This is a genomic window from Bradyrhizobium sp. USDA 4504 (assembly GCF_054063995.1).
In genome coordinates this window covers 3359280-3379655 of the sequence record NZ_JBSSGV010000001.1, presented here as the reverse complement: position 1 = coordinate 3379655, position 20376 = coordinate 3359280, and the positions used below count along the sequence as shown (strand labels likewise).

General features: G+C 65.6%; 20 protein-coding genes. 10 read left to right on the top strand and 10 right to left on the bottom strand.

Annotated features, from left to right (window positions below):
- Positions 1–36: 36 nt before the first annotated feature.
- Both ACVMB1_RS15635 and ACVMB1_RS15630 read right to left on the bottom strand, forming a co-directional pair.
- The gene (locus tag ACVMB1_RS15635; RefSeq protein ID WP_057020815.1) at positions 37–1917 is read right to left on the bottom strand and encodes a TadE/TadG family type IV pilus assembly protein; all 1881 of its coding nucleotides are present in this window, start codon (positions 1915–1917) and stop codon (positions 37–39) included.
- 345 nt (positions 1918–2262) lie between these two features.
- On the bottom strand, positions 2263–2439 hold the full coding sequence (locus ACVMB1_RS15630; RefSeq protein WP_156436563.1) for a hypothetical protein: 177 nt from the start codon (positions 2437–2439) through the stop codon (positions 2263–2265).
- Between ACVMB1_RS15630 and clpS the strand changes: the two genes are divergently transcribed.
- Both clpS and clpA read left to right on the top strand, forming a co-directional pair.
- Positions 2432–2764: an ATP-dependent Clp protease adapter ClpS gene (gene clpS / locus ACVMB1_RS15625; RefSeq protein WP_038385792.1), complete on the top strand. Its 333-nt coding sequence runs from the start codon at positions 2432–2434 to the stop codon at positions 2762–2764. The genes ACVMB1_RS15630 and clpS overlap by 8 nt on opposite strands.
- A 259-nt stretch (positions 2765–3023) precedes the next feature.
- Positions 3024–5429 carry an ATP-dependent Clp protease ATP-binding subunit ClpA gene (gene clpA / locus ACVMB1_RS15620; protein WP_076834521.1) on the top strand — a complete coding sequence of 802 codons (2406 nt, stop codon included), beginning with the start codon at positions 3024–3026 and terminating at the stop codon, positions 5427–5429.
- Between the two features lie 84 nt (positions 5430–5513).
- Here clpA and ACVMB1_RS15615 read toward each other — a convergent pair whose 3' ends face one another.
- From ACVMB1_RS15615 to ACVMB1_RS15605, 3 genes are all read right to left on the bottom strand, one after another.
- Positions 5514–6935, bottom strand: a complete 1422-nt coding sequence (locus ACVMB1_RS15615) for an MFS transporter (protein ID WP_076834518.1) — start codon at positions 6933–6935, stop codon at positions 5514–5516.
- Positions 6936–7059: 124 nt separating this feature from the next.
- Entirely contained in the window at positions 7060–7413 is a 354-nt protein-coding gene (locus ACVMB1_RS15610) for a PilZ domain-containing protein (protein ID WP_076834516.1), read from the bottom strand.
- Between the two features lie 163 nt (positions 7414–7576).
- Positions 7577–8533 (bottom strand): AraC-like ligand-binding domain-containing protein, encoded by a 957-nt coding sequence (locus ACVMB1_RS15605; protein ID WP_076834514.1) that lies wholly within the window; start codon positions 8531–8533, stop codon positions 7577–7579.
- 207 nt (positions 8534–8740) lie between these two features.
- Here ACVMB1_RS15605 and ACVMB1_RS15600 point away from each other — a divergent pair, with 207 nt between their 5' ends.
- Complete coding sequence (locus ACVMB1_RS15600) at positions 8741–9751, top strand: carbon-nitrogen hydrolase family protein (protein WP_076834510.1); 1011 nt, start codon at positions 8741–8743, stop codon at positions 9749–9751.
- Between the two features lie 84 nt (positions 9752–9835).
- Positions 9836–10834, top strand: a complete 999-nt coding sequence (locus ACVMB1_RS15595) for a phenylacetaldoxime dehydratase family protein (RefSeq protein WP_456848742.1) — start codon at positions 9836–9838, stop codon at positions 10832–10834.
- Positions 10835–10866: 32 nt separating this feature from the next.
- Here ACVMB1_RS15595 and ACVMB1_RS15590 read toward each other — a convergent pair whose 3' ends face one another.
- A complete protein-coding gene (locus tag ACVMB1_RS15590) occupies positions 10867–11802 on the bottom strand; it encodes a glycine/sarcosine/betaine reductase selenoprotein B family protein (protein WP_310885851.1) in 936 nt (311 codons plus the stop codon).
- Between the two features lie 91 nt (positions 11803–11893).
- On the opposite strand from ACVMB1_RS15590, the gene ACVMB1_RS15585 reads away from it, so the two are divergent.
- The 5 genes from ACVMB1_RS15585 (at position 11894) to tsaA (ending at position 15820) form a co-directional block, all read left to right on the top strand.
- Positions 11894–13003 (top strand): lytic transglycosylase domain-containing protein, encoded by a 1110-nt coding sequence (locus tag ACVMB1_RS15585; RefSeq protein WP_310885852.1) that lies wholly within the window; start codon positions 11894–11896, stop codon positions 13001–13003.
- A 193-nt stretch (positions 13004–13196) separates the two neighbouring features.
- Entirely contained in the window at positions 13197–13949 is a 753-nt protein-coding gene (locus ACVMB1_RS15580) for an AzlC family ABC transporter permease (RefSeq protein WP_028336401.1), read from the top strand.
- Positions 13946–14290 (top strand): AzlD domain-containing protein, encoded by a 345-nt coding sequence (locus ACVMB1_RS15575; protein WP_141342748.1) that lies wholly within the window; start codon positions 13946–13948, stop codon positions 14288–14290. The genes ACVMB1_RS15580 and ACVMB1_RS15575 overlap by 4 nt, the downstream gene beginning before the upstream one ends.
- 54 nt (positions 14291–14344) lie before the next feature.
- Positions 14345–15325 (top strand): Bug family tripartite tricarboxylate transporter substrate binding protein, encoded by a 981-nt coding sequence (locus ACVMB1_RS15570; RefSeq protein WP_310885853.1) that lies wholly within the window; start codon positions 14345–14347, stop codon positions 15323–15325.
- Positions 15326–15328: 3 nt separating this feature from the next.
- Positions 15329–15820 carry a tRNA (N6-threonylcarbamoyladenosine(37)-N6)-methyltransferase TrmO gene (tsaA, locus tag ACVMB1_RS15565; protein ID WP_310885854.1) on the top strand — a complete coding sequence of 164 codons (492 nt, stop codon included), beginning with the start codon at positions 15329–15331 and terminating at the stop codon, positions 15818–15820.
- A 101-nt stretch (positions 15821–15921) separates the two neighbouring features.
- On the opposite strand, the gene ACVMB1_RS15560 is transcribed toward tsaA, so the two are convergent.
- The 4 genes from ACVMB1_RS15560 to ACVMB1_RS15545 all read right to left on the bottom strand — a co-directional run bounded on the left by ACVMB1_RS15560 (position 15922) and on the right by ACVMB1_RS15545 (position 19038).
- Complete coding sequence (locus ACVMB1_RS15560; RefSeq protein ID WP_310885855.1) at positions 15922–16347, bottom strand: HIT family protein; 426 nt, start codon at positions 16345–16347, stop codon at positions 15922–15924.
- 52 nt (positions 16348–16399) lie between these two features.
- On the bottom strand, positions 16400–17650 hold the full coding sequence (locus ACVMB1_RS15555; protein ID WP_310885856.1) for a GNAT family N-acetyltransferase: 1251 nt from the start codon (positions 17648–17650) through the stop codon (positions 16400–16402).
- Between the two features lie 164 nt (positions 17651–17814).
- Complete coding sequence (locus tag ACVMB1_RS15550; protein ID WP_076834494.1) at positions 17815–18567, bottom strand: glycerophosphodiester phosphodiesterase; 753 nt, start codon at positions 18565–18567, stop codon at positions 17815–17817.
- Between the two features lie 3 nt (positions 18568–18570).
- Positions 18571–19038, bottom strand: a complete 468-nt coding sequence (locus tag ACVMB1_RS15545) for a RidA family protein (protein WP_016845428.1) — start codon at positions 19036–19038, stop codon at positions 18571–18573.
- A 263-nt stretch (positions 19039–19301) separates the two neighbouring features.
- On the opposite strand from ACVMB1_RS15545, the gene ACVMB1_RS15540 reads away from it, so the two are divergent.
- A complete protein-coding gene (locus ACVMB1_RS15540) occupies positions 19302–20168 on the top strand; it encodes a cell envelope integrity EipB family protein (protein ID WP_057020803.1) in 867 nt (288 codons plus the stop codon).
- Positions 20169–20376 lie beyond the last annotated feature (208 nt).

Here is a 20376-nt window from a genome sequence, read left to right as displayed (position 1 = left end):
TTGGCCGGGCTTTTTTGTTGTGCCTCAAGCGGGCGACTATTTGGCCAGCCGCAGCTTGCTGAGGGCGGTTCCGATCGTGTTGAACGTCGTCAGGATCTGGGTCGAGCTGGTGAGCATGAAGAATTTGTCGGGCGTGCTGGCGCAGTTCTTCAGGACGGTCGAGGTCGGATCGGCGGGCGAGTGCGTGTTCACCTGGATCGTGTAGATCGTGTACAGCGGTTGGCCGCTGGAGTCCTTCGCGGCCTGCAGATTCTGGCACAGCAGGGCCTGCCTGGCGTCGATCGGGTTGCCGGAGGCCTGCGTGCGGCCGTCGCCGTATTCGGGCCAGCGGTCCTCGGTGTTCAGACCGTCGGACAAGAGAATGATGACCCGGTTGTAGGTGGTGTTGGAGTCCTCCGCCGGCGTGTTCAACGGGCCGCCCACCAGTAGCGACTGCCATGCCCACGCCAGGCCGACCGCCTGGTTGGTGCCGCCGGTCGGCTGCATCGCGTTGACCGCATTTTTGAGCGCGGTCCAGTTGTAGCTCAACGGAATGATCGGCTCGAGCTGCGGCGAGGAGTTGCTGCTGCAGTAGGAGTAGCCGTTCTCAAAGAGCTCGTTGGCCGGGAAAAGCGTGGTGACGTCGGATGACGCCGGCAGCACGCCGGTCGCATCATTCGGCTGGGTGCGGTCGGCGATGCAGCCCGTCCAGTTGCCGATCGGGTTGGTGGACGCTTGCCGCCAGTCGTTTTTCACGGTGGGGATCTGGTTGGTCGAGGTCCATTGATTGTTGGTCCATCCGACGACGGCGCTGACCCGGGGCTGGCCCTGATTGTCGGCCGTGTCGTTGGGGCCGGGCTGCGTCCAGTCGTGGGTATACAGCTTGCCGGTGCATTGATAGACGCCGCCGGAGGTGCCGCAACTGCAGCCGGAGACATCGTTACCCGACGAATTCTTCGGACAGCTGCACGACGTCGAGCCGCTGCAGAACACGCCGGTGCCGACCTGCGTGCTCACCCAGCAGCCATTGTAGCGCGTGTAGGAGTTCGCATCGACGCTGGGGCAGATGTAGCCTGAATAGGTCCCGCTCGAGGGGATGTAGTTCGCGCTGCCCGTATTTGTCGGGCTCTTCTGGCAGGTGAAGCCGCCGTTGTTGTTGGTCCACGGGCATCGCGCACCGGGTCCGACCGCGTGCCAGTTCATCGGCAGGCTTGCCTGCATGGTGCCGTTGGCGGGCTGCGTGGTCGGGGGATTGAGCCAGTCGGTCCAGTCGATCCAGCTCTGACCGACATTGCTGGTGCCGACATTGACGACCTTCTCGAACGGAATGACGGAGATATAGACGTCACCATTGTTCTTGCTCAGCGCGCTGAGCTGGTCGATCAGCCCGCCGGTTCCGGCCACCGCGTTGCGCAGCGCGGTGATCTTGTTGTCGTCCGACATCGATCCCGTGTTGTCGAGGGCGAGGGCGACGCGCATCTTGACGTTGCCCCAGGTGGTGGTCGTCGAGCTCTTGAAACCCAGCGTCGGAAAACCGGCCAGCTGCATGAAATCGGATTTGATGTGGCCGGATCCGCCCAGCAGGATGGTGGCCGCCGCGCTCGAGGTCGGGGTGGTGTAGTTCGCCGTGACGGAAATGCCCTGGCCGTCCTTATTGGTGTAAAGCGCGGTGAAATAGGTCTGCGCCTTGCTCGGGATATCCGCAGCCGTGATGTTGCCCATGGTCAGATCCTTGGACAGCATCAGCGCGGTCGAATCGAGGGCTGCCTGCATCGCGGAGCGGGCGTTGTTGGCGCGGGTATAGTCGATCGCGGCTCCCACGAAAGCGAGGAGCGGCAGCATTGCGAAGGTGAAGATCACCGCGACATTGCCGTTATTTGCCCTGGAAAACCGGCGAGCAACCGCGCAGACGCGATCGGAAATGGCTGAACCAAGCATGGCACTCTCGTCGAAATGGATTGCGGTGGCATCTCGACCGGCGCCGCTAAACAGATGGTGAATCGGGCGCGGGAAACCCGGCAGGGCGGCGCGGGGGAGGCTCAAAAGCCGGGCAAAAGCACTCGCTATCCTCAATGACGTCTAAATTGGCCGCCCGACTCCTTTGTCAAATCGGGCAGAAATGATTAACCTTCCGAGGGTTGCCGCGCCCGGAATCGGACCGGTGGGCCGCGCCGGGTCTGCGCTTGCGGCTGGGCCTCGCGAGGCCCATATTCGGGAAGTCGATCCGGCCGCCGGATCGGACCGGGAGCGGCAATCTGGAAAGCATTGCTGGGGGTTCCGCGATCAGTCTTGCGGCAATCGCGACCACCATCCAATTGCCATCCGGTTTCCCGCCATCCGGTTTCCCTTGGGGAATTCGAACGCCTGAGCCATGTTGCGATCCACGTTGACAGTCCCGATTTCCGAGCCGGTTTCGTCGATGCCGGCGGTGGCCGCCGCGCCGGCGCCGAAAATGAACAATGATGACAACCGCAATGGGACGGGCAACGGCCCCTCGACCTCGGTCATCACCAAGGTCAAGCCGAAGACCAAGCGTCCGAACCTGTACCGAGTCCTGATCCTGAACGACGACTACACGCCGATGGAGTTCGTCGTTCACGTGCTGGAACGATTCTTCAACAAGGACGCCGAGGCGGCGACCAAGATCATGCTGCACGTTCATCACCACGGGATCGGCGAGTGCGGCGTTTTTACCTACGAGATCGCCGAGACCAAGGTGACGCAAGTCATGGACTTCGCGCGCAAGCACCAGCATCCACTGCAGTGCGTGATGGAAAAGAAATAGGTCGCTGGAACGACTGACCCGCCGCGAGGCGCGGAACGGGTCTTGCATCGCGGTTTTTGATGGTGGTGAACGGCGTTCCCGTACGATCACGGGCGTCGCCGCGCGACGCCCCGATGCCCCGAATTTAGAAGAAAACCATCATCGCGGGACCGGTCTTTCGCCACGATCCGTCGTAACTATATCAAAGGCGATCACGAAGGTTGTTATTGCCTGACCCGGTAATGGCGATCATGATGGCAGGGGGCCATAGAGGACGCGAATGCCAACTTTTTCCCAAAGCCTTGAACAGTCGCTGCACCGTGCATTGGCGATCGCAAACGAGCGTCACCATCAATACGCGACGCTCGAACATCTGCTGCTGTCGCTGATCGATGACTCGGATGCGGCGGCTGTGATGCGGGCCTGCAGCGTCGATCTCGACAAGCTCAGGACCAGCCTCGTTAATTATCTCGAGACCGAATTCGAAAACCTGGTGACTGACGGCGCCGATGACGCGAAGCCGACCGCCGGGTTCCAGCGCGTGATCCAGCGCGCGGTGATTCACGTCCAGTCGTCCGGTCGCGAGGAAGTGACCGGCGCCAACGTCCTGATCGCGATCTTCGCCGAGCGCGAGAGCCACGCCGCGTACTTCCTGCAGGAGCAGGACATGACGCGCTACGACGCCGTCAACTACATCAGCCACGGCATCGCCAAGCGGCCCGGCGTGTCCGAGGCGCGGCCGGTGCGCGGCGTCGACGAGGAAACCGAGACCAAGGGCAACGAGGACGCCAAGAAGAAGGGCGAGGCGCTCGAGACCTATTGCGTCAACCTCAACAAGAAGGCGCGCGACGGCAAGATCGATCCGGTGATCGGCCGCAATGCCGAGATCAATCGTGCGATCCAGGTGCTGTGCCGCCGCCAGAAGAACAACCCGCTGTTCGTCGGCGAAGCCGGCGTCGGCAAGACCGCGATTGCCGAAGGCCTCGCCAAGCGCATCGTCGACAGCGATGTGCCGGAAGTGCTGGCGGCCGCGACCGTGTTCTCGCTCGACATGGGCACGCTGCTTGCGGGCACCCGCTATCGCGGTGATTTCGAGGAGCGGCTCAAGCAGGTCCTGAAGGAGCTGGAGGCGCATCCGAACGCCATCCTGTTCATCGACGAGATCCACACCGTGATCGGCGCCGGCGCCACCTCCGGCGGCGCGATGGATGCGTCCAATCTGCTGAAGCCCGCGCTGGCTTCGGGCACGATCCGCTGCATGGGCTCGACCACCTACAAGGAATACCGTCAGCACTTCGAGAAGGACCGCGCGCTGGTGCGGCGCTTCCAGAAGATCGACGTCAACGAGCCGACGGTGGAAGACGCAATCGCGATCCTCAAGGGCCTGAAGCCCTATTTCGAGGATTACCATCGGCTGAAATACACCAACGAGGCGATCGAGGCGGCGGTGCAGCTGTCGTCGCGCTACATCCACGACCGCAAGCTGCCCGACAAGGCGATCGATGTGATCGACGAGTCCGGCGCGGCGCAGATGCTGGTCGCCGAGAGCAAGCGCAAGAAGACGATCGGCATTAAGGAGATCGAGACCACGATCGCGACCATGGCGCGGATCCCGCCGAAGAGCGTGTCGAAGGACGATGCCGAGGTGCTGAAGCATCTCGAGCAGACCCTGAAGCGCACGGTGTTCGGCCAGGACAAGGCGATCGAGTCGCTGGCGGCGTCGATCAAGCTGGCGCGAGCCGGCCTGCGCGAGCCGGAGAAGCCGATCGGCAGCTACTTGTTCTCGGGTCCGACCGGCGTCGGCAAGACCGAGGTGGCCAAGCAACTGGCGGCGTCGCTCGGTGTCGAGCTGCTGCGCTTCGACATGTCCGAATACATGGAGCGGCACACCGTGTCGCGCCTGATCGGCGCACCTCCCGGCTATGTCGGTTTCGACCAGGGCGGCCTGCTCACCGATGGCGTGGACCAGCATCCGCATTGCGTCGTGCTGCTCGACGAAATCGAGAAGGCGCATCCGGATCTCTACAACGTGCTGCTGCAGATCATGGATCATGGCCGGCTCACCGACCACAACGGCAAGCAGGTCAACTTCCGCAACGTGATCCTGATCATGACCACGAATGCCGGCGCGGCCGATCTTGCGCGGCAGGCCTTCGGCTTCACCCGCTCGAAGCGGGAAGGCGACGATCACGAAGCGATCAATCGCCAGTTTGCGCCGGAGTTCCGCAACCGGCTGGATGCGATCGTCTCGTTCTCGCACCTCAATGCCGAGGTGATCGGCATGGTGGTCGAGAAGTTCGTGCTGCAGCTCGAGGCGCAACTCGCCGACCGCGACGTCACGATCGAGCTGTCCGAGCCTGCAAAGGCCTGGCTGATCGAGCACGGCTATGACGAGCAGATGGGCGCACGTCCGATGGCGCGCATCATCCAGGAGCACATCAAGAAGCCGCTCGCGGATGAGGTGCTGTTCGGTCAGCTCAAGGGCGGCGGACACGTCCGCGTCATCCTGGTCAAGGACGAGGCGACCGCCAAGGACAAGATCGGCTTCGAATATGTCGAGGGCCCGGTCACGCCGAAGCCCGAGAACCTGCCGCCGCGCAAGCGCAAGCCGCCGAAGGGCGGTCCCAACGGCGGCGGAGGCGGCACCAAGGGGCCGGCCTCAAAGGGACCGATGGTCAAGGTCTGAGGCGCGAGCGAACAACCAAACGAAAAGGCCGGCTGAACAGCCGGCCTTTTTATTTCTGGCGGTGGGAGGCGCGTCTCCGTGCCTTCACTCGCCCTTCAGCCGCTGACCCTCCTGGACCCGCACCCGGTCGGCGCCGCGGCTGCCGGCCGAGGACAGCCGGAGCGTGCTGAGCGCAGCTCCCACGACGGCAAAGCCGACGCCGACCATCAGCGAGATCTGGGTGCCGTCAGCCGGATAGCGAGCCAGCAGCAGCGCCACCAAAGCGGCGCCGATGGTCTGTCCGAGCAGGCGCGCGGTCCCTAACATGCCGCTGGCGCCGCCCGAGCGCTCGCGCGGGGCGGCGGCGATCATGGTGCGGTTGTTCGGGGTCTGGAACAGGCCGAAGCCGGCGCCGGCCAGCGCCATGCGCCAGACCACGTCGATCGGCGTGGCGTTGACCGGCATCAAGGCCAGCGTGCCCAATCCCGTCGCGAACAGCAGCAGGCCGATGCCGCCGAGCAGGCCGGCCGGATAGCGTTCCACCAGCCAGCCCGCGAGCGGGGCGGCGAACGCGACCGCAATCGGCCACGGCGTGATCAACAGGCCGATCTGCACCGCCGAATATCCGAAATGGTTTTCCAGATAGAACGGCATCGCGACAAAGGCCAGCATCTGGCCGCAGAACGAGGCGATCGAGGTGCCGATCGAGAGCGCGAAGATCGGAATCCGCAGCAGGTCGACGGGCAGCAGCGGCGAGGGCAGATGCTGCTGCCGCCGGTACAGCAAATGCGAGGCGACCGCGGCGACCGCGAACTCCAATGCGCAGAGATACAGCGACCCGCCATGGCCGGCGCTATCGATCGCGCTGATGCCGAACCCGAACGCGATGGCGCTCATCGCGGCGCTCTGCCAGTCGAAGGCGTGAACCGCCGGCCTGGTGTGCGGCAGGAAGCGCCAGCCCAGCGCCAGCGTGACGATGCCGAGCGGGACGTTGATGGCGAACAGATACGGCCACGTCCCGACCGCCAGGATGAACGAGGCGATGGTGGGACCGACCGCGGCCGAGATCGCGACCACCAGCGCGTTGACGCCGATGCCGCGGCCGAGCAGCGAATGCGGATAGATGAAGCGGACCAGCGCGGTGTTGACGCTGAGGATTCCGGCAGCGCCAAACCCCTGCAGGATGCGGGCGACCGTCAGCAGCGGCAGCGTGTGCGACAGCGCGCAGAACAGCGAGGCCAGCGTGAACAGCAACAGCCCCGCCAGATAGACGCGGCGATAGCCGATGATTTCGCCGAGTGAGGCCAGCGGCAGCAGCGAGATCGTGATCGCCAATTGATAGCCGTTGACGATCCAGATCGAGAACGCGGGGCTGGCGTTCAGATCCCGGGCAATGGTCGGCAGCGCAACGTTGGCGATCGAGCCGTCGACGACGGCCATCACGAGGCCGAGCGCGATCGTGAGAACGGCCCAATTGCGCTGCGGCTGCGGCAGCCCGTCGGGATGCTCTGTCATCGCGGACGACATGTCGTGGAGGGGCTCTCGGTTCCGGCGTTGCGGGGATTACCGCATGTTGGATTAGCCCGGCCTTTGCAACCCCGAATGCCGGATGCCGGCCGCGACGGAAACGAAGGCTCCGAGCCGAGGCGGCTCAGCCCTGGCCGAGCAATTCGTTGATGCGCCGCTGTAGCTGCCGCTTCTTGATCTCGCTGCGGCGGACCCGCTCGTCGAGATCGCTGACCGGCGTGTCGGAGGTCATGATCCGGAAGGCGAGGCCGACCTTGTTGGCCTGGCGCCAGATCAGGCGGGCCAGGAACGAGCGGCCCTTGCGTGCGACGCTGAGATTCATCTCTTCGGGCAAGTGCGCGGCATCGCTAAATTCAACGCAGGCACCGCCTTCGCTGATGTTGCGGACGACGCAATCCATCGTCGAGCCGCGTTCATTGATCTCCGCAACCGCACCATAGAACACCTTCTCGCGTACGTTCTGGCGCCGGTCCTGCATGGGAAATCCTCCAAATGAACGGCACGACTGTACCGGTCCGCCCCAGCGAAAAGAAGGGCGCCGGGGAACCCGTTGCAGTTAGTGTAAATATTTGCATCCGTGAGGGCGTGGATTCCCGGCTATTTTGCGCCGCAAGAGACCTATGGCTTCCCTCGAAAAAGCTTTAGTTCGGCAGCCGGCTTTGCCGCCAGTCGCGCGGCGACAGGCCGTAATGGTCACGGAACACGCGGCCGAAATGCGAGAGATCGTTAAAGCCCCAGGCGAATGCAATCTCGCCGATGTGGCGATGCGCGTGCGCTGGTGAGGCGAGGTCGCGCTTGCAGCGCTCCAGCCGCTGCGCCAGCACGAAGCGCTGGAACGAGGTGTCCTCGTCGGCCAAAAGGCTGTTGACGTAGCGCGGCGAGATGCCGAGCGCGGCGGCGGTCTCGGCGAGGTTGAGCTCGGGGTTCGGCAGATGCGCAAGCACATGCGCCTTCAGCCGGTAGAGCAGCGCGGAGCGGTGGGTCGAGGCGGGCAGCGCGGCGCCGCCGAGTCGCTCGCTCATCGCCATCGCCAGCAGGTCGGCGGCCTGGTCGGCAAGGCGGATCGCGGTGTCAGGATCGAGCTTGTCGGCGATCTCGGAGAGCCCCGCGATGAACTGCCAGGCGAGCCGCTGCACGGGACGATCCGATGTGAACGTGGTCGCAGTTAAGCCCTGGGTGCCGGCGAAGCGCCGGTGCAGGATGGCGCGCGGCACCTGGAAGATGGTCTGCGTGAAGTCGGCGTTGAAGCGCAATTCATAGGGCCGGGTGGTATCGTAGAATGCGAACTCGCCCGGTTGGATCACGGTCTCGCGGCCGTCCTGCAGCACGGCGCCCGCGCCACTCCGGCCGAGGGCGAACAGAACAAAATCCTCGCTGGCGCGAGCGATCCGCGACGGGGTACGCAGCACCCGTTGCCGGCTCGACGAGACGACCGAGCATTTCACCGCGCCCAGCTGCGCGCTGGTGATGGCGCCGTGGAAGGCGGTGCCGAGGTCGGACTTGCAGTCGAGCTGCACGAACACGTCGCAGACGATGTCCTGCCAGAGCGCAAGGCGCCGATGGGTGGGCGCGTCTTCCGTGGTGAACAGGGCCGGCATGATTTCCTCCCTTCACGAGTGCAAACGCTGGCCACGCAAACAAAGCAAGCTTCATACCGGGGACGGCCGGGGAATCTCCTCCGCAGTCGAATTTTCCTTCCGTCCTGGTCGAACGGCGTGCCCGGTCCCGGGGCAGCATGATGTCAGAGGCCGCCATGGCCGATCAAGCACGAACCGGCCGCAAGCGTCGGCCGCGAGGAGGACATCATGGGCATCGAACATCCGAAATACCGCGTTGCGGTGGTGCAGGCCGCACCTGCCTGGCTCGACCTCGACGCCTCCATCGCCAAGTCCATCGCGCTGATCGAGGAGGCCGCCGCCAAAGGGGCGAAGCTGATCGCGTTTCCCGAGGCCTTCATCCCCGGCTATCCCTGGTACATCTGGCTGGACTCGCCGGCCTGGGCGATCGGACGCGGCTTCGTGCAGCGCTATTTCGACAACTCGCTGAGCTACGACAGCCCGCAGGCCGAGAAGCTGCGGCTCGCGGTCAAGAAGGCCGGCATGACCGCGGTGCTCGGCCTGTCCGAGCGCGACGGCGGCAGCCTCTACCTCGCGCAATGGCTGATCGGGCCCGACGGCGAGACCATCGCGAAGCGGCGCAAGCTGCGGCCGACCCATGCCGAGCGCACCGTCTATGGCGAGGGCGACGGCAGCGACCTTGCGGTGCATGACCGTCCCGGCATCGGCCGGCTCGGCGCGCTGTGCTGCTGGGAGCATCTGCAGCCGCTGTCGAAATACGCGATGTACGCCCAGAACGAGCAGGTCCATGTCGCGGCTTGGCCGAGCTTCTCGCTGTACGATCCGTTCGCGCCGGCGCTCGGCTGGGAGGTCAACAACGCGGCCTCGCGGGTCTATGCGGTCGAAGGCTCGTGCTTCGTGCTGGCGCCCTGCGCCACGGTCTCGCAGGCGATGGTCGACGAGATGTGCGACCGCGACGACAAGCACGCGCTGCTGCATGTCGGCGGCGGACATGCCGCGATCTACGGGCCGGACGGCAGCTCGATCGCCGAGAAGCTGCCGCCCGAGCAGGAGGGCCTGCTGCTCGCCGATATCGATCTCGGCGCGATCGGGATCGCCAAGAATGCCGCCGATCCGGCCGGACACTATTCGCGCCCCGATGTCACGCGTCTGCTGCTGAACAAGAAGCCCTCGAAGCGCGTCGAGCATTTCGCGCTGCCGCTCGACAGCCTTGAGGAGATCGACGCGGCCGCGAGCTGAAAGCACGACATCCAACGGGAGGCGACTGCCATGGAATCCGCCATTCCATCCCATTTGCAGACAGTCTGATCGCGTCATCGGCGTGTGCCCGACGACTACGCGCCGCCTTATCCATCCTTCGTCGCGCGCCACAAGCCCGCGGTCACGCGCGTGATCATGGCCTATTTCGGCGTGCAATATCGCGGTGAGAGGAGCGCGGCGGCGACCGACGCGCTGGCGCAGATCGCCACGCGCTTTGCCAGAGAAAACAGTCCGACGCATTGGGACCGCGCGCAATATGTCGACCAGGCCGGCTTCACCAACGTCGTCTCGGTCGCCTATTGGGACGATGCCGGGCGTTTCGACGCCTGGTTCGACGGCGCGCGCGAGGCCTGGACCGGCAGCGGCGCCAGCGATGGCGTCGGTCGCTTCATCGAGGTGCTGCGGCCGCATGTTGCGCGCTACGAGACGCTGTTCTCGTCGCTCGGCCGTCCGGAGGGCGTCGCGGTGCTTGCCGACGGCATGAGCGGAGAGGTGCAGGAGCACGCCTATTGGGGCGGCATGCGCGACCGTATCCCGCTGTCGCAGACCGACGCGATGACGCCGGGCGGCGAGCCGCGCGTGATCCGCGACGGCGCACGCATCCGTGTGGTCGCGCATGACAATCTCTGCCTGATCCGTTCCGGACAGGATTGGAGCGATACCGAGGCAGCGGAACGCAAGATGTATCTCGACGATGTCGAGCCGGTGCTGCGCGAGGGCATGGATTTCCTGCGCGACGACGGTGTGCCGATCGGCTGCTATGCCAACCGCTACATGCGCGTTGTCGATGCGGAGGGCAGGCCGACCGAAAAGTCTTACGGCCAGAGCTGGTGGAAGAGCCTTGCGGCACTCGAGCGCTGGGCGGAATCGCACCCGACCCATGTCAGGATTTTTGGCGCGGCGATGAAGTATCTCTCGACCTTGGGGCCGAACGCCAAGCTCAGGCTGTATCACGAGGTCACGTTGGCAGGCGCCGACGAGCAGTTCTTCGAATATCTCGGCTGCCATGAACGGACCGGCATGCTCACCGCCGTACAGGTCGCCCGAGCGACGACGCCTTGAGTTGGCTAAGTGCTCGTGTCTAGCGCCGAGCCTTACGCCACGCGCTCGCGCAGGCCCTTGGCGACTTCCTTCTGCGCGTCGAACTCGCGGCGCAGGCGGGCCAGCTCCTCGGCGCTGAGCGCATCGGCGTTGCTGTAGTCGCGCTTCCAGGAAGCATCCTCGCTCCAGCGCAGCGGTGACTGCACGGTGGTCTGCGGACCGGGCGCCTGCTCAAGCACGCGCAGCGCCAGCTCCAGCGTGAACGCCTGCGAGGCGACGTCCTGCGGCTTGCCGGCGGAATTGCCGAGCGGGAAATCGGAGAACAGGAAACGCGGCACCGCGGCATGCTCGACGATATCCTTGGCGCAGCCCATCACGACGGTGGAGATGCCGTTGGCCTCGAGGTGCCGCGCCACCAGGCTGACGGTCTGGTGGCAGACCGGGCAGTTCGGCACCAGCACCGCGGCGTCGACCTTGTCGTCACGGCAGCGCTTGAGGATTTCGGGCGCGTCGGTCTCGATGGTGACGCGGTGGCTGCGGTTGGTCGGCGCGCCGAAGAAGCGCGGCGCGACGTCGCCGATCGTGCCGGCCGCGGCGAGGCGCTTGAGCTGTGCCAGCGGGAACCAGGTGCCGCTGTCGGTCGCCGTGGTGTGGGTGCGGTCATAGGCGATGTGCGAAATCCGCAGATCGTGCTGCTTTGACGTGTCGCCGTCATAGACCGCATAGAACTTGGCCCCGCCGTTGTATTTCGCGCCGGGACCCTGGTCGCCCCGTGCCGGATCGAACGGCGCCGCGGTCGTGATGATGGCGACCCGGGACTGGTTCAGCGGCTTCTTCAGGGGCTGGAACGGGGCGGAGGTGTAATGCGCCCAGCGGTAGGGGGTGGTGTAGCCGATAGCCGCGTAATAATCGCGGGTTCGCTTCATATAGCCGATCGGGGCGTCGTCATCGGGGGCAAAGCCGAGTTGATCGTCGGATGCTGCGGCCATTTGCGCTCCCTTTTGCGCGCCATCATTTCAGTCCATAGCTAGACCACGAGCTTGCGGTGTCAAGCCGCGCCCGCACGGGAACAGAATTGCCATGCGAACCGGTCGTTGCGCCGCATTGGTCATGCTTGTGCTGCTGGTGCCGCCGGCCCGGGTCGGCGCGGAGGACGCTCCGGCCGCGGCCCCGGCGCCGCCGCCTGGCGCCGAGCAGCCGGCAGCGCCGCCCCCGGACAAGCCCGCTGAGCAGCCCGCGGCCGCGCCGGCGGAGCCGCCTGCGCCACCGTCGGGAGAGCAGGCCGCACCATCGGCCGACAAACCTGCCGCGTCCCCGGCGGATACGCCCGCAGCGCCGGCCGAGAAGCCCGCGGCGGCGACCGACAAGCCCGCGGACGATGTGCGCGAGAGCGACACCCGCGAGGCGATGTGCCTGATGATCGAGTCGGCGGCGCGGGCCAACGATCTGCCGCTCGAATTCTTCGCGCGCGTGATCTGGCAGGAGAGCCGCTTCCAGGCCGATGCGGTTGGTCCGATGACGCGCAACGGCCAGCGCGCGCAGGGCATCGCGCAATTCATGCCGGGCACGGCAAACGAGCGCGGGTTGCTCGATCCGTTCAATCCGGTGCAGGCGCTGCCGAAGTCGGCCGAATTCCTCAGCGAGCTGCGCAACCAGTTCGGCAATCTCGGCCTCGCGGCCGCGGCCTACAATGCCGGCCCGCGCCGGATCCAGGATTGGCTCGCCGGCTCCGGCTACATGCCGCAGGAGACGCGCAATTACGTCTCCGCGATCACCGGCTCCAGCGTCGACGACTGGGCCGCTGCCGGGCGCAACGGCAAGATGCCGCAGCGCGCGCCGACCAAGAGCTGCCGCGAGCTGATGGCGTTGCTCAAGCGCGCGCCCAACCCGTTCGTCGCAGGGCTCGAGCAGCACATCACGCTGTCGGCGGCCAAGGTGTGGGGCGTCCAGCTCGCCGCCGGCTTCAGCCGCGACAAGGCGCTGGCGATGTATGCCCGCGCCATCAAGCGCCTCGCCAACGTGATCGGCGACCAGGATCCGAGCCTGTTGAGCTCGCGGCTGCGCACCCGCGGCAGCGCGACCTTCTACCAGGTGCGCATCGGCGCCGACACGCGCCCCGAGGCCGACGGCCTGTGCAACCGCATCCGCAAGGCGGGCGGGGCGTGCTTCGTGCTGAAGAACAGGGCGTGATTGCGTGGATCGGTAGCCCGGATGAAGCGAAGCGCAATCCGGGACAGCTCTCGCCGGTTGCAAGAGCGGCCCCGGATTTTCGCTGGCGCTTCATCCGGGCTACCAAGGCGCATACCCGCCCTGTGCCGTCTCTTGCTTGACCCTGCGTTGTCAGCGCCCTAAGCCGCCGCGATTGCAAACCATCCGGTTCCCCGTGGCGCTTCCTCCGCTCGATTCTCCGCAATGGCACACCTCGTTCCGCGCCTTCCTGTGGGGCGCACGGTCGATCGGCGCGACCGTGTTGACCCTGGTGCTGTTTGCGACCTATCTCGGCATCGGCGCGCTGGCGCATGATTCCGGCTTCTCGCTGGGCTGGACCCTGGCGAGCACGGCGTTCGTCTGGGCCGGTCCCGCGCAGATCATCGTGATCACGACACTCGGCTCCGGCGCCACCGTGCTGCAATCGGCGATCGCGGTCACCGTCAGCGCGATCCGCCTGTTTCCGATGGTGGTGTCGGTGTTGCCGATGATGCGGACCGAACAGACCAAGCGCCGGCATCTGATCCTGGTGGCGCATCTCACCGCCGTGACGCTGTGGGTCGAATGCTTCCGCTTCCTGCCGCAGGTGCCGCGCAACCGGCGGATCGCCTTCATCCACGGGCTCGGCTGCGGCCTGGTCACGGTCTGCCTGATCGCCAACACGATCGGCTACATGCTCGCGGCCAACCTCACGCCGCTGTTCGCCGCCGGCATGCTGATGCTGACGCCGCTCGCCTTCCTGTTCTCCACGGCGCGCAACTGCCGCGAGCTCGCCGATGTCATCGCGCTGGTGCTCGGCCTATTGCTGTTCCCGCTGGCGGCGATGCTGAACAGCGGCGTCGACATCCTGGTCAGCGGCGTCGTCGCCGGCACCATCGCCTATGCCGTGCACCGCGCGAGGGCAGGCATCGTCGGGGCGCGCGCATGAGCGGTTTCATCGGCGAATGGCACGCGCTGGCGATCCTGTTCGTCGCGGGCGTCATCCCCAACCAGATCTGGCGCATGCTCGGCCTGTGGTTCGGCGGCGGCATCGACGAGAATTCCGAGCTCTTGGTCTGGGTGAGGGCGGTCGCCACCGCGATCCTCGCCGGAATCATCGCGCAGATCGTGGTGCAGCCGCCGGGCGCGCTCGCCAGCGTGCCGGACTGGCTGCGTTACGGCGCCGTCGCCGCGGGCTTTGTCGTGTTCATGCTGGCGAGGAAATCGATCTTCGCGGGCGTGATCGCGGGCGAAGTCGTCATGATCGCGGGCAAATACTGGCTCGGCTGATTGCGGCGTCCGCATTATCCGCTAGTCTCGCTCCCCAAGAAACGGGGAAACGGCATGCAGCGGCGCGCATCATCGCTATTCATTGTTGCTCTGACGGCGTTGCTGGCGGCGACGCTGCCGGCGCGTGCCGCGGATTATCCGACGCGACCGATCAAGCTCGTGGTGCCCTATGCCGCGGGCGGGCCGACCGACGTGCTCGGCCGCATCGTCGGCGAATATCTCGGGCGCGATTTCAAACAGGTGGTCGTGGTCGAGAACAAGGCCGGTGCGCAGGGCGCGATCGGCGCCGAGGCCGTGGCGCGCTCCGATCCCGACGGCTACACGCTGTTCGTGACGGCCGCCTCGATCTTCGTGCTCAATCCGATGCTCTACAAGAAGCTGCCCTACGATCCGGCCAGGGATTTTCGCCTGCTGTCCGTCATCACGGACGCGCCGATGATCATGGAGGTGCACCCGTCGGTGCCGGCGAGGACGATCGCGGAGTTCGTCGCTTACGCGAAGAAGAATCCTGGAAAACTCAATTTCGGATCGGCGGGCACCGGCGGCACGGTTCATCTCGCCGGCGAGATGTTCAAGCAGATGGCCGGCGTCGAGATGACCCACGTGCCGTACAAGGGCGCAGGACCCGCGCTGACCGATCTGCTGTCCGGCAACATCCAGCTGATGTTCGACACGCTCGGCACCGCGCTGCCGCCGGTCAAATCGGGCATGCTGCGGCCGCTCGGCGTCAGCTCGACGGAGCGCATCCCCGATTTGCCCGATCTGCCGACGATCGCCGAGAGCGGCTATCCCGATTATGCGGTCAGCGTCTGGTATGGTATCGCAGCGCCGTCGAGGGTGCCTGACGACATCGCCGACAAGATCAAGGCGAGCCTCGACCGGGCCTTGAACGACGAAGCGTTCCGCGCTTCGCTGCTCAAGATCGGTTTCCCGCCGCTGCATGCGAAGAGCCAGGCCGAGATCGACAAGTTCGTGAATACCGATCGCGCGCGATGGGCGGGCGTGGTCAAGGCGCTGAACATATCGCTGGATTGACACATGGTACGTGAAATGGAACTGCGCCAGGGCGAGGTCGCCGTCGACATGCCGACGGCGCGCGATGCCGCGCTTGTCTTCATCGGCCGCATCCGCACGCCCTGGACCTCGCGGCTGGCGACGCCGCGACAGGGGCGCCATGACGGCCCGGTGTGCCGGCTCGAGATTTTCGAGCCCTGGGTCGCCGCGATCAAGGGCGTCGATTTCTATTCAAATCTCGAGGTGCTGTACTGGCTGCATCAGTCGCGCCGCGACATCGTGCTGCAAAGCCCGAAGAACAACGGCAACACCCGCGGCACCTTCTCGCTGCGCTCGCCGGTGCGCCCCAATCCGATCGGCACCGCGATCGTCAAGCTGGTCGGCGTCGAGGGCAACGTCATCTTGGTGCGCGGCCTCGACTGCCTCGACGAGACGCCGCTGATCGACGTCAAGCCCGATCGCTGCGAGTTCACCCCGCTGGCTCCGCCGCAGGCCGGGGACTTTGAGACGGAGTAGAATCTCTCAACCGGTCATTCCGGGGCGATGCGAAGCATCGAACCCGGAATCTCGAGATTCCGGGTTCGCGCTCCGCGCGCCCCGGAATGACAGCGGTGGGATTACTTCAACGCTGCGATCAGCTTCGCCGCGCTGGCCTCCAGCACCTTGCCGTCTTCCTTGTGGCTCGCGGGCGGCAGCAGTGCGACGCCGTCCTTGCGTGGCATGACGTGCATGTGCAGATGGAAGACGACCTGGCCACCGGCCGGCTCGTTGAATTGCTGGACCGTGATGCCGTCGGCTTCGAACGCCTTCATCGCGGCGGCGGCGAGCTTGTGCGAGGCGCGCGCGACATGGGCGTAGTCGTCGGGCTTGATGTCGAGGATGTTGCGGGCAGGGGCCTTCGGGATCACGAGCGTGTGCCCCGGCGAGCGCGGCATGATGTCGAGGAACGCGAACACGTGCTCGTCCTCATAGACCTTGTAGCAGGGCAGCTCGCCGCGCAGGATCTTCGCGAAGATGTTGTTGTTGTCGTAGGCGGCGGGCATGGCGGCGGCTCCTCGATGATGCTGATTTATTGCCTAGGTGGCGGCGGAGACGTCAAGCGTCGTCGTCGACCGTCTTGCGGAACGGGCCGGCCTCGGTGAGCTCGCGGCCGACCTCGGCGACATAGTCGCGCTCGCGCTTGAGGTAATCGGCGATCGCACGGCGCAGCCCGGGATCGGCGATGAAATGCGCCGAATAGGTGGTCTGCGGCAGGTAGCCGCGCGCCAGCTTGTGCTCGCCCTGCGCGCCGGCCTCGACCACCTTGAGGCCGCGCTGAACCGCGAAATCGATCGCCTGGTAGTAGCAGACCTCGAAATGCAGGAACGGGTGGTGCTCGATCGCGCCCCAGTTGCGGCCGAACAGCGTGTCGGAGCCGATGAAGTTGATCGCACCGGCGATCCAGCGGCCGTTGCGCTTGGCCATCACCAGCAGCACGTCCCGGCTCATCGTCTCGCCGATCAGCGAGAAGAATTCTCGGGTCAGATACGGCCGGCCCCATTTGCGCGAGCCGGTCTCCATGTAGAACTCGAAGAACGCATCCCAGGCGTCCTCGGTGATGTCCGAGCCGGCCAGCCAGTGGATGGTGATCCCGGCGGCGACCGCCTCGCGGCGCTCGCGCTTGATGCCCTTGCGATGGCGGGAGTTCAGCGAACCGAGAAAGTCGTCGAAGGTCTTGTAGCCCTGATTGTGCCAGTGGAACTGCTGGTCGGTCCGCTGCAGGAAACCGTGGGCGCCGAGGAACCTGGCCTCGTCCTCGCGGGCGAACGTCACATGCACGGAGGACGCCTCGGTGGCGTTGCAGAGCGCCCGCAGGCCCCGCGCCAGCGCCGAGCCGATCACCTCGCGGTCGACGCCGTCGCGGATCAACAGCCGCGGCCCGGTCGCGGGCGTGAAGGGGACCGACACCTGAAGCTTCGGGTAATAGCTGCCGCCGGCGCGGTGGTAGGCCTCGGCCCAGCCGCGGTCGAACACGTATTCGCCCTGCGAGTGCGATTTCAGATAGCAGGGCACGACGCCGACGATCCGGCCATCGAGCTTCGCGATCAGATGCCGCGGGCCCCAGCCGGTCCGCGGACAGGCCGACTTGGAGGCTTCGGCGGCGGCAAAAAAGGCGTGGGAAACGAATGGGTTATAGCTCGAACTTGCGGTGGTCTGGCAATCCTTTGCGGAACCGGGCGAGGCCAGCGTGTCGAGGTGATGGATGCTGTCCGCATCCGCCTTGGGATTGGCGCAGGCGTCCCATTCGGCGGCCGGAATGCCGCCGATGTCGGCTACAGCCTCTAGGGTGATTTCAGAAGACGCCATCGAGAATGAAGACCGGTGCCTCGTTTGAGCATGATCTTCCGGAACAGCTGGCTCCACTTCCGGATCATGCCCCGCATTGCGCCATCGCCGATGACGACCAACCCTCGCCAACATCGTGCGTCGCAGCGACGAGTTCAAGACTGCAAGGGCATGTCTCGGACATGTCAGGTTCCCGGCACGAACCCCTCGAAAATCATCTGGTCGGCGTAGCGCGCCGCGCGCTCGCGCTGTTCCACCGTCCGCACGGTCCAGGCCAGCAGCGCACAGCCGAACACGTTGCGGGCGATCCACGGCTCCGGTGCCGGCAGCTGGTTGACCCAATAGGCGACGAAATGCGGCTCGGTCGTAAAGCCGTGCCGCAGGTATAGCATGCTGTCGCGCTGTGCCGGCGTCAGCTTGTCCCAATGGCCGTCGTCATAGGTGCGCTGGGCGGTGATGCCGCGCGGCAGGTTCGGCATGATCTCGCGCAGCGCCAGCACCTGGTCGGGATCGAAGGACATGCCGACCACCGGGCCGGAATAGGACGCCAGCACCTCGGCCATCCGCCGCACCAGCTTGCGGTCGCCGTCGAAATGGCTCTTCACCTCGACCACCAGCGGCACGCGGCCGGCGACCAGCGCGCAGAGATCGCCGAGCGTCATCATCTGCTCGGCGGTGTCCTTGAACTTGACGGCCTTCAGCTCGGCCGCCGTCCTGGTTGCCAGCAGCCCCGCCCCCTCGGTGAGGCGGCCGAGCGCATCGTCGTGATGCACCATGGCCTCGCCGTCGGCGGTGAGCTGGATATCGCACTCGATGGCGAAGTTGCCGGCTACCGCGGCGGTGGCCGCGGCCGGCATGTTCTCGATGATGCCGCGTGCGGCATCGTGCAGGCCGCGATGGGCAACCGGCCGTTTCGTCAGCCAATCAGGAGCGCGCATCGATCAGGCGACTTCGAACACGCCTTCGACTTCGACCGCGGCGTCCGCGGGCAGCGAGGCGACGCCCACGGTGGTACGGGCATGGCGGCCCTTGTCGCCGAACGCCTCGACCATCAGGTCGGAGGCGCCGTTCAGCACCTTCGGCCCGTCAAAGAAGTCGGGCGCCGAATTGATGAATCCGCCGAGCCGCACCACGCGCACGACCTTGTCGAGGTCGCCGAGCGCGGCCTTGATCTGGGCCAGCAGATTGATTGCGCAGCCGCGCGCGGCAGCGGCGCCCTGTTCGAGCGTGACGCCGGCGCCGAGCTTGCCCTTGGCGATCAGCTTGCCCTCGGCGTTGAAGCAGACCTGGCCGGACACGAACAGCAGGTTTCCGCTGCGGACGAAGGGGACATAGTTTGCGACCGGGGAGGTCGGCTCGGGAAGTGTGATGCCCTGTGACGCCAGTTTTTGTTCGACGGTACCCGCCATTTTTGGTCCCCCAATTGGATTGCACGAAGCCTGAAACGCGGTCAGGGCCAAGTTTGTTTCGATTGTTTCGCGCATCGTGCCGCCGGTTGCAAGCGACGGTAAGGTGAGGACAACGCGGCCATGACGTGCCGAATCGCACGGAAAGCTGCCGAAAATGACGGCAATTTCGCTGCATACATTGCCATTTTGTCAGACTTGCCCCAGTTGCGGCGCAATACCACCGTCACTATTGTGGCGAATCCCTGCCTCCTTGAGGAAACCACATGACCCTGCCGTTCCGGACTCCGTCGCGTGCCCTGGTGTTTGCGATCGCCGTTGCCGCAGGATCCGGCCTGGTTCAGGGGCCCGCGGTCGCTGCGGCAAGCGGGCCGTTTCTCGCGCATCAGGCGCTCTACGACCTCAGCCTGGTGAAATCGCGCGGCTCCAACTCGGTCAGCGATGCGCGCGGGCGCATCCTCTACAATTTCTCCGGCAACTCCTGCGAAGGCTACACCTCCGAATTCCGCCAGGTGTCCGAGCTCGACAGCGGCGAGGGCAAGGTGACGCTGTCCGATCTTCGCTCCACGTCCTGGGAGGACGCGTCGGGCAAAAGCTACCGCTTCAAGATCGACACGCGGATGAACGACAGCGAATCGTCGCCGGTCGACGGCATCGCCGAGCGGGTCGGCGATCATATCACCGTGAAGCTGACCCAGCCGGTCAAGAAGACGTTCAATATCGACGGCAAGATCGTGTTCCCGACCGAGCAGATCCAGCACATCATCGCTGCCGCCCGCGACGGCAAGTCGGTGCTCGAGCAGACCGTCTATGACGGCTCCGACAACGGCGAGAAGATCTACAACACGCTGACCGTGATCGGCCGGCCGATCACAGGCGACCGCGCGCCGTCATCGCCCGATCCGTCGACGGCGAGCAATGCGATGAAGGCCATGACGCGCTGGCCGGTGACGGTGAGCTATTACGACAGCGACGCGCGCGCGAAGGACGGCGAGCAGACGCCGGTCTACGCGATGTCGTTCGAGCTGTACGAGAACGGCGTCTCCCGTGCACTGGTGCTGGACTACAACGATTTCGTGATCTCGGGCGCGCTGGACAAGTTCGACGTCAGGGATTCCAAGCCCTGCAAGTGAGGGCTGGCTATCGCCACCCACTCAGCGTCGTCCCGGGCAAGCGAAGCGGGACCCATCACCACAGGGGTGAGTTGTTGAAGGGGGCTGTGGCCCCAGCGTCGCACAACAATCACCTTCGGTGGATGGGTCCCGGCTTTCGTCGGGACGACGGCGGAGCAAGCCCGAGCACTCCACGACACCGCACTGGCCGGAACCGTCCGGCACGAGT

Excerpts from the sequence above, each read along its gene's own strand:
- ACVMB1_RS15635 (WP_057020815.1), bottom strand. The coding sequence starts at position 1,917 with ATGCTTGGTTCAGCCATTTCCGATCGCGTCTGCGCGGTTGCTCGCCGG.
- clpS (WP_038385792.1), top strand. The coding sequence starts at position 2,432 with ATGAACAATGATGACAACCGCAATGGGACGGGCAACGGCCCCTCGACC.
- ACVMB1_RS15570 (WP_310885853.1), top strand. The coding sequence starts at position 14,345 with ATGCAGCGGCGCGCATCATCGCTATTCATTGTTGCTCTGACGGCGTTG.
- clpA (WP_076834521.1), top strand. The coding sequence starts at position 3,024 with ATGCCAACTTTTTCCCAAAGCCTTGAACAGTCGCTGCACCGTGCATTG.
- ACVMB1_RS15555 (WP_310885856.1), bottom strand. The coding sequence starts at position 17,650 with ATGGCGTCTTCTGAAATCACCCTAGAGGCTGTAGCCGACATCGGCGGC.
- ACVMB1_RS15610 (WP_076834516.1), bottom strand. The coding sequence starts at position 7,413 with ATGCAGGACCGGCGCCAGAACGTACGCGAGAAGGTGTTCTATGGTGCG.
- ACVMB1_RS15575 (WP_141342748.1), top strand. The coding sequence starts at position 13,946 with ATGAGCGGTTTCATCGGCGAATGGCACGCGCTGGCGATCCTGTTCGTC.
- ACVMB1_RS15585 (WP_310885852.1), top strand. The coding sequence starts at position 11,894 with ATGCGAACCGGTCGTTGCGCCGCATTGGTCATGCTTGTGCTGCTGGTG.
- ACVMB1_RS15545 (WP_016845428.1), bottom strand. The coding sequence starts at position 19,038 with ATGGCGGGTACCGTCGAACAAAAACTGGCGTCACAGGGCATCACACTT.
- ACVMB1_RS15590 (WP_310885851.1), bottom strand. The coding sequence starts at position 11,802 with ATGGCCGCAGCATCCGACGATCAACTCGGCTTTGCCCCCGATGACGAC.
- tsaA (WP_310885854.1), top strand. The coding sequence starts at position 15,329 with ATGGTACGTGAAATGGAACTGCGCCAGGGCGAGGTCGCCGTCGACATG.
- ACVMB1_RS15550 (WP_076834494.1), bottom strand. The coding sequence starts at position 18,567 with ATGCGCGCTCCTGATTGGCTGACGAAACGGCCGGTTGCCCATCGCGGC.
- ACVMB1_RS15540 (WP_057020803.1), top strand. The coding sequence starts at position 19,302 with ATGACCCTGCCGTTCCGGACTCCGTCGCGTGCCCTGGTGTTTGCGATC.
- ACVMB1_RS15600 (WP_076834510.1), top strand. The coding sequence starts at position 8,741 with ATGGGCATCGAACATCCGAAATACCGCGTTGCGGTGGTGCAGGCCGCA.
- ACVMB1_RS15615 (WP_076834518.1), bottom strand. The coding sequence starts at position 6,935 with ATGTCGTCCGCGATGACAGAGCATCCCGACGGGCTGCCGCAGCCGCAG.
- ACVMB1_RS15605 (WP_076834514.1), bottom strand. The coding sequence starts at position 8,533 with ATGCCGGCCCTGTTCACCACGGAAGACGCGCCCACCCATCGGCGCCTT.
- ACVMB1_RS15560 (WP_310885855.1), bottom strand. The coding sequence starts at position 16,347 with ATGCCCGCCGCCTACGACAACAACAACATCTTCGCGAAGATCCTGCGC.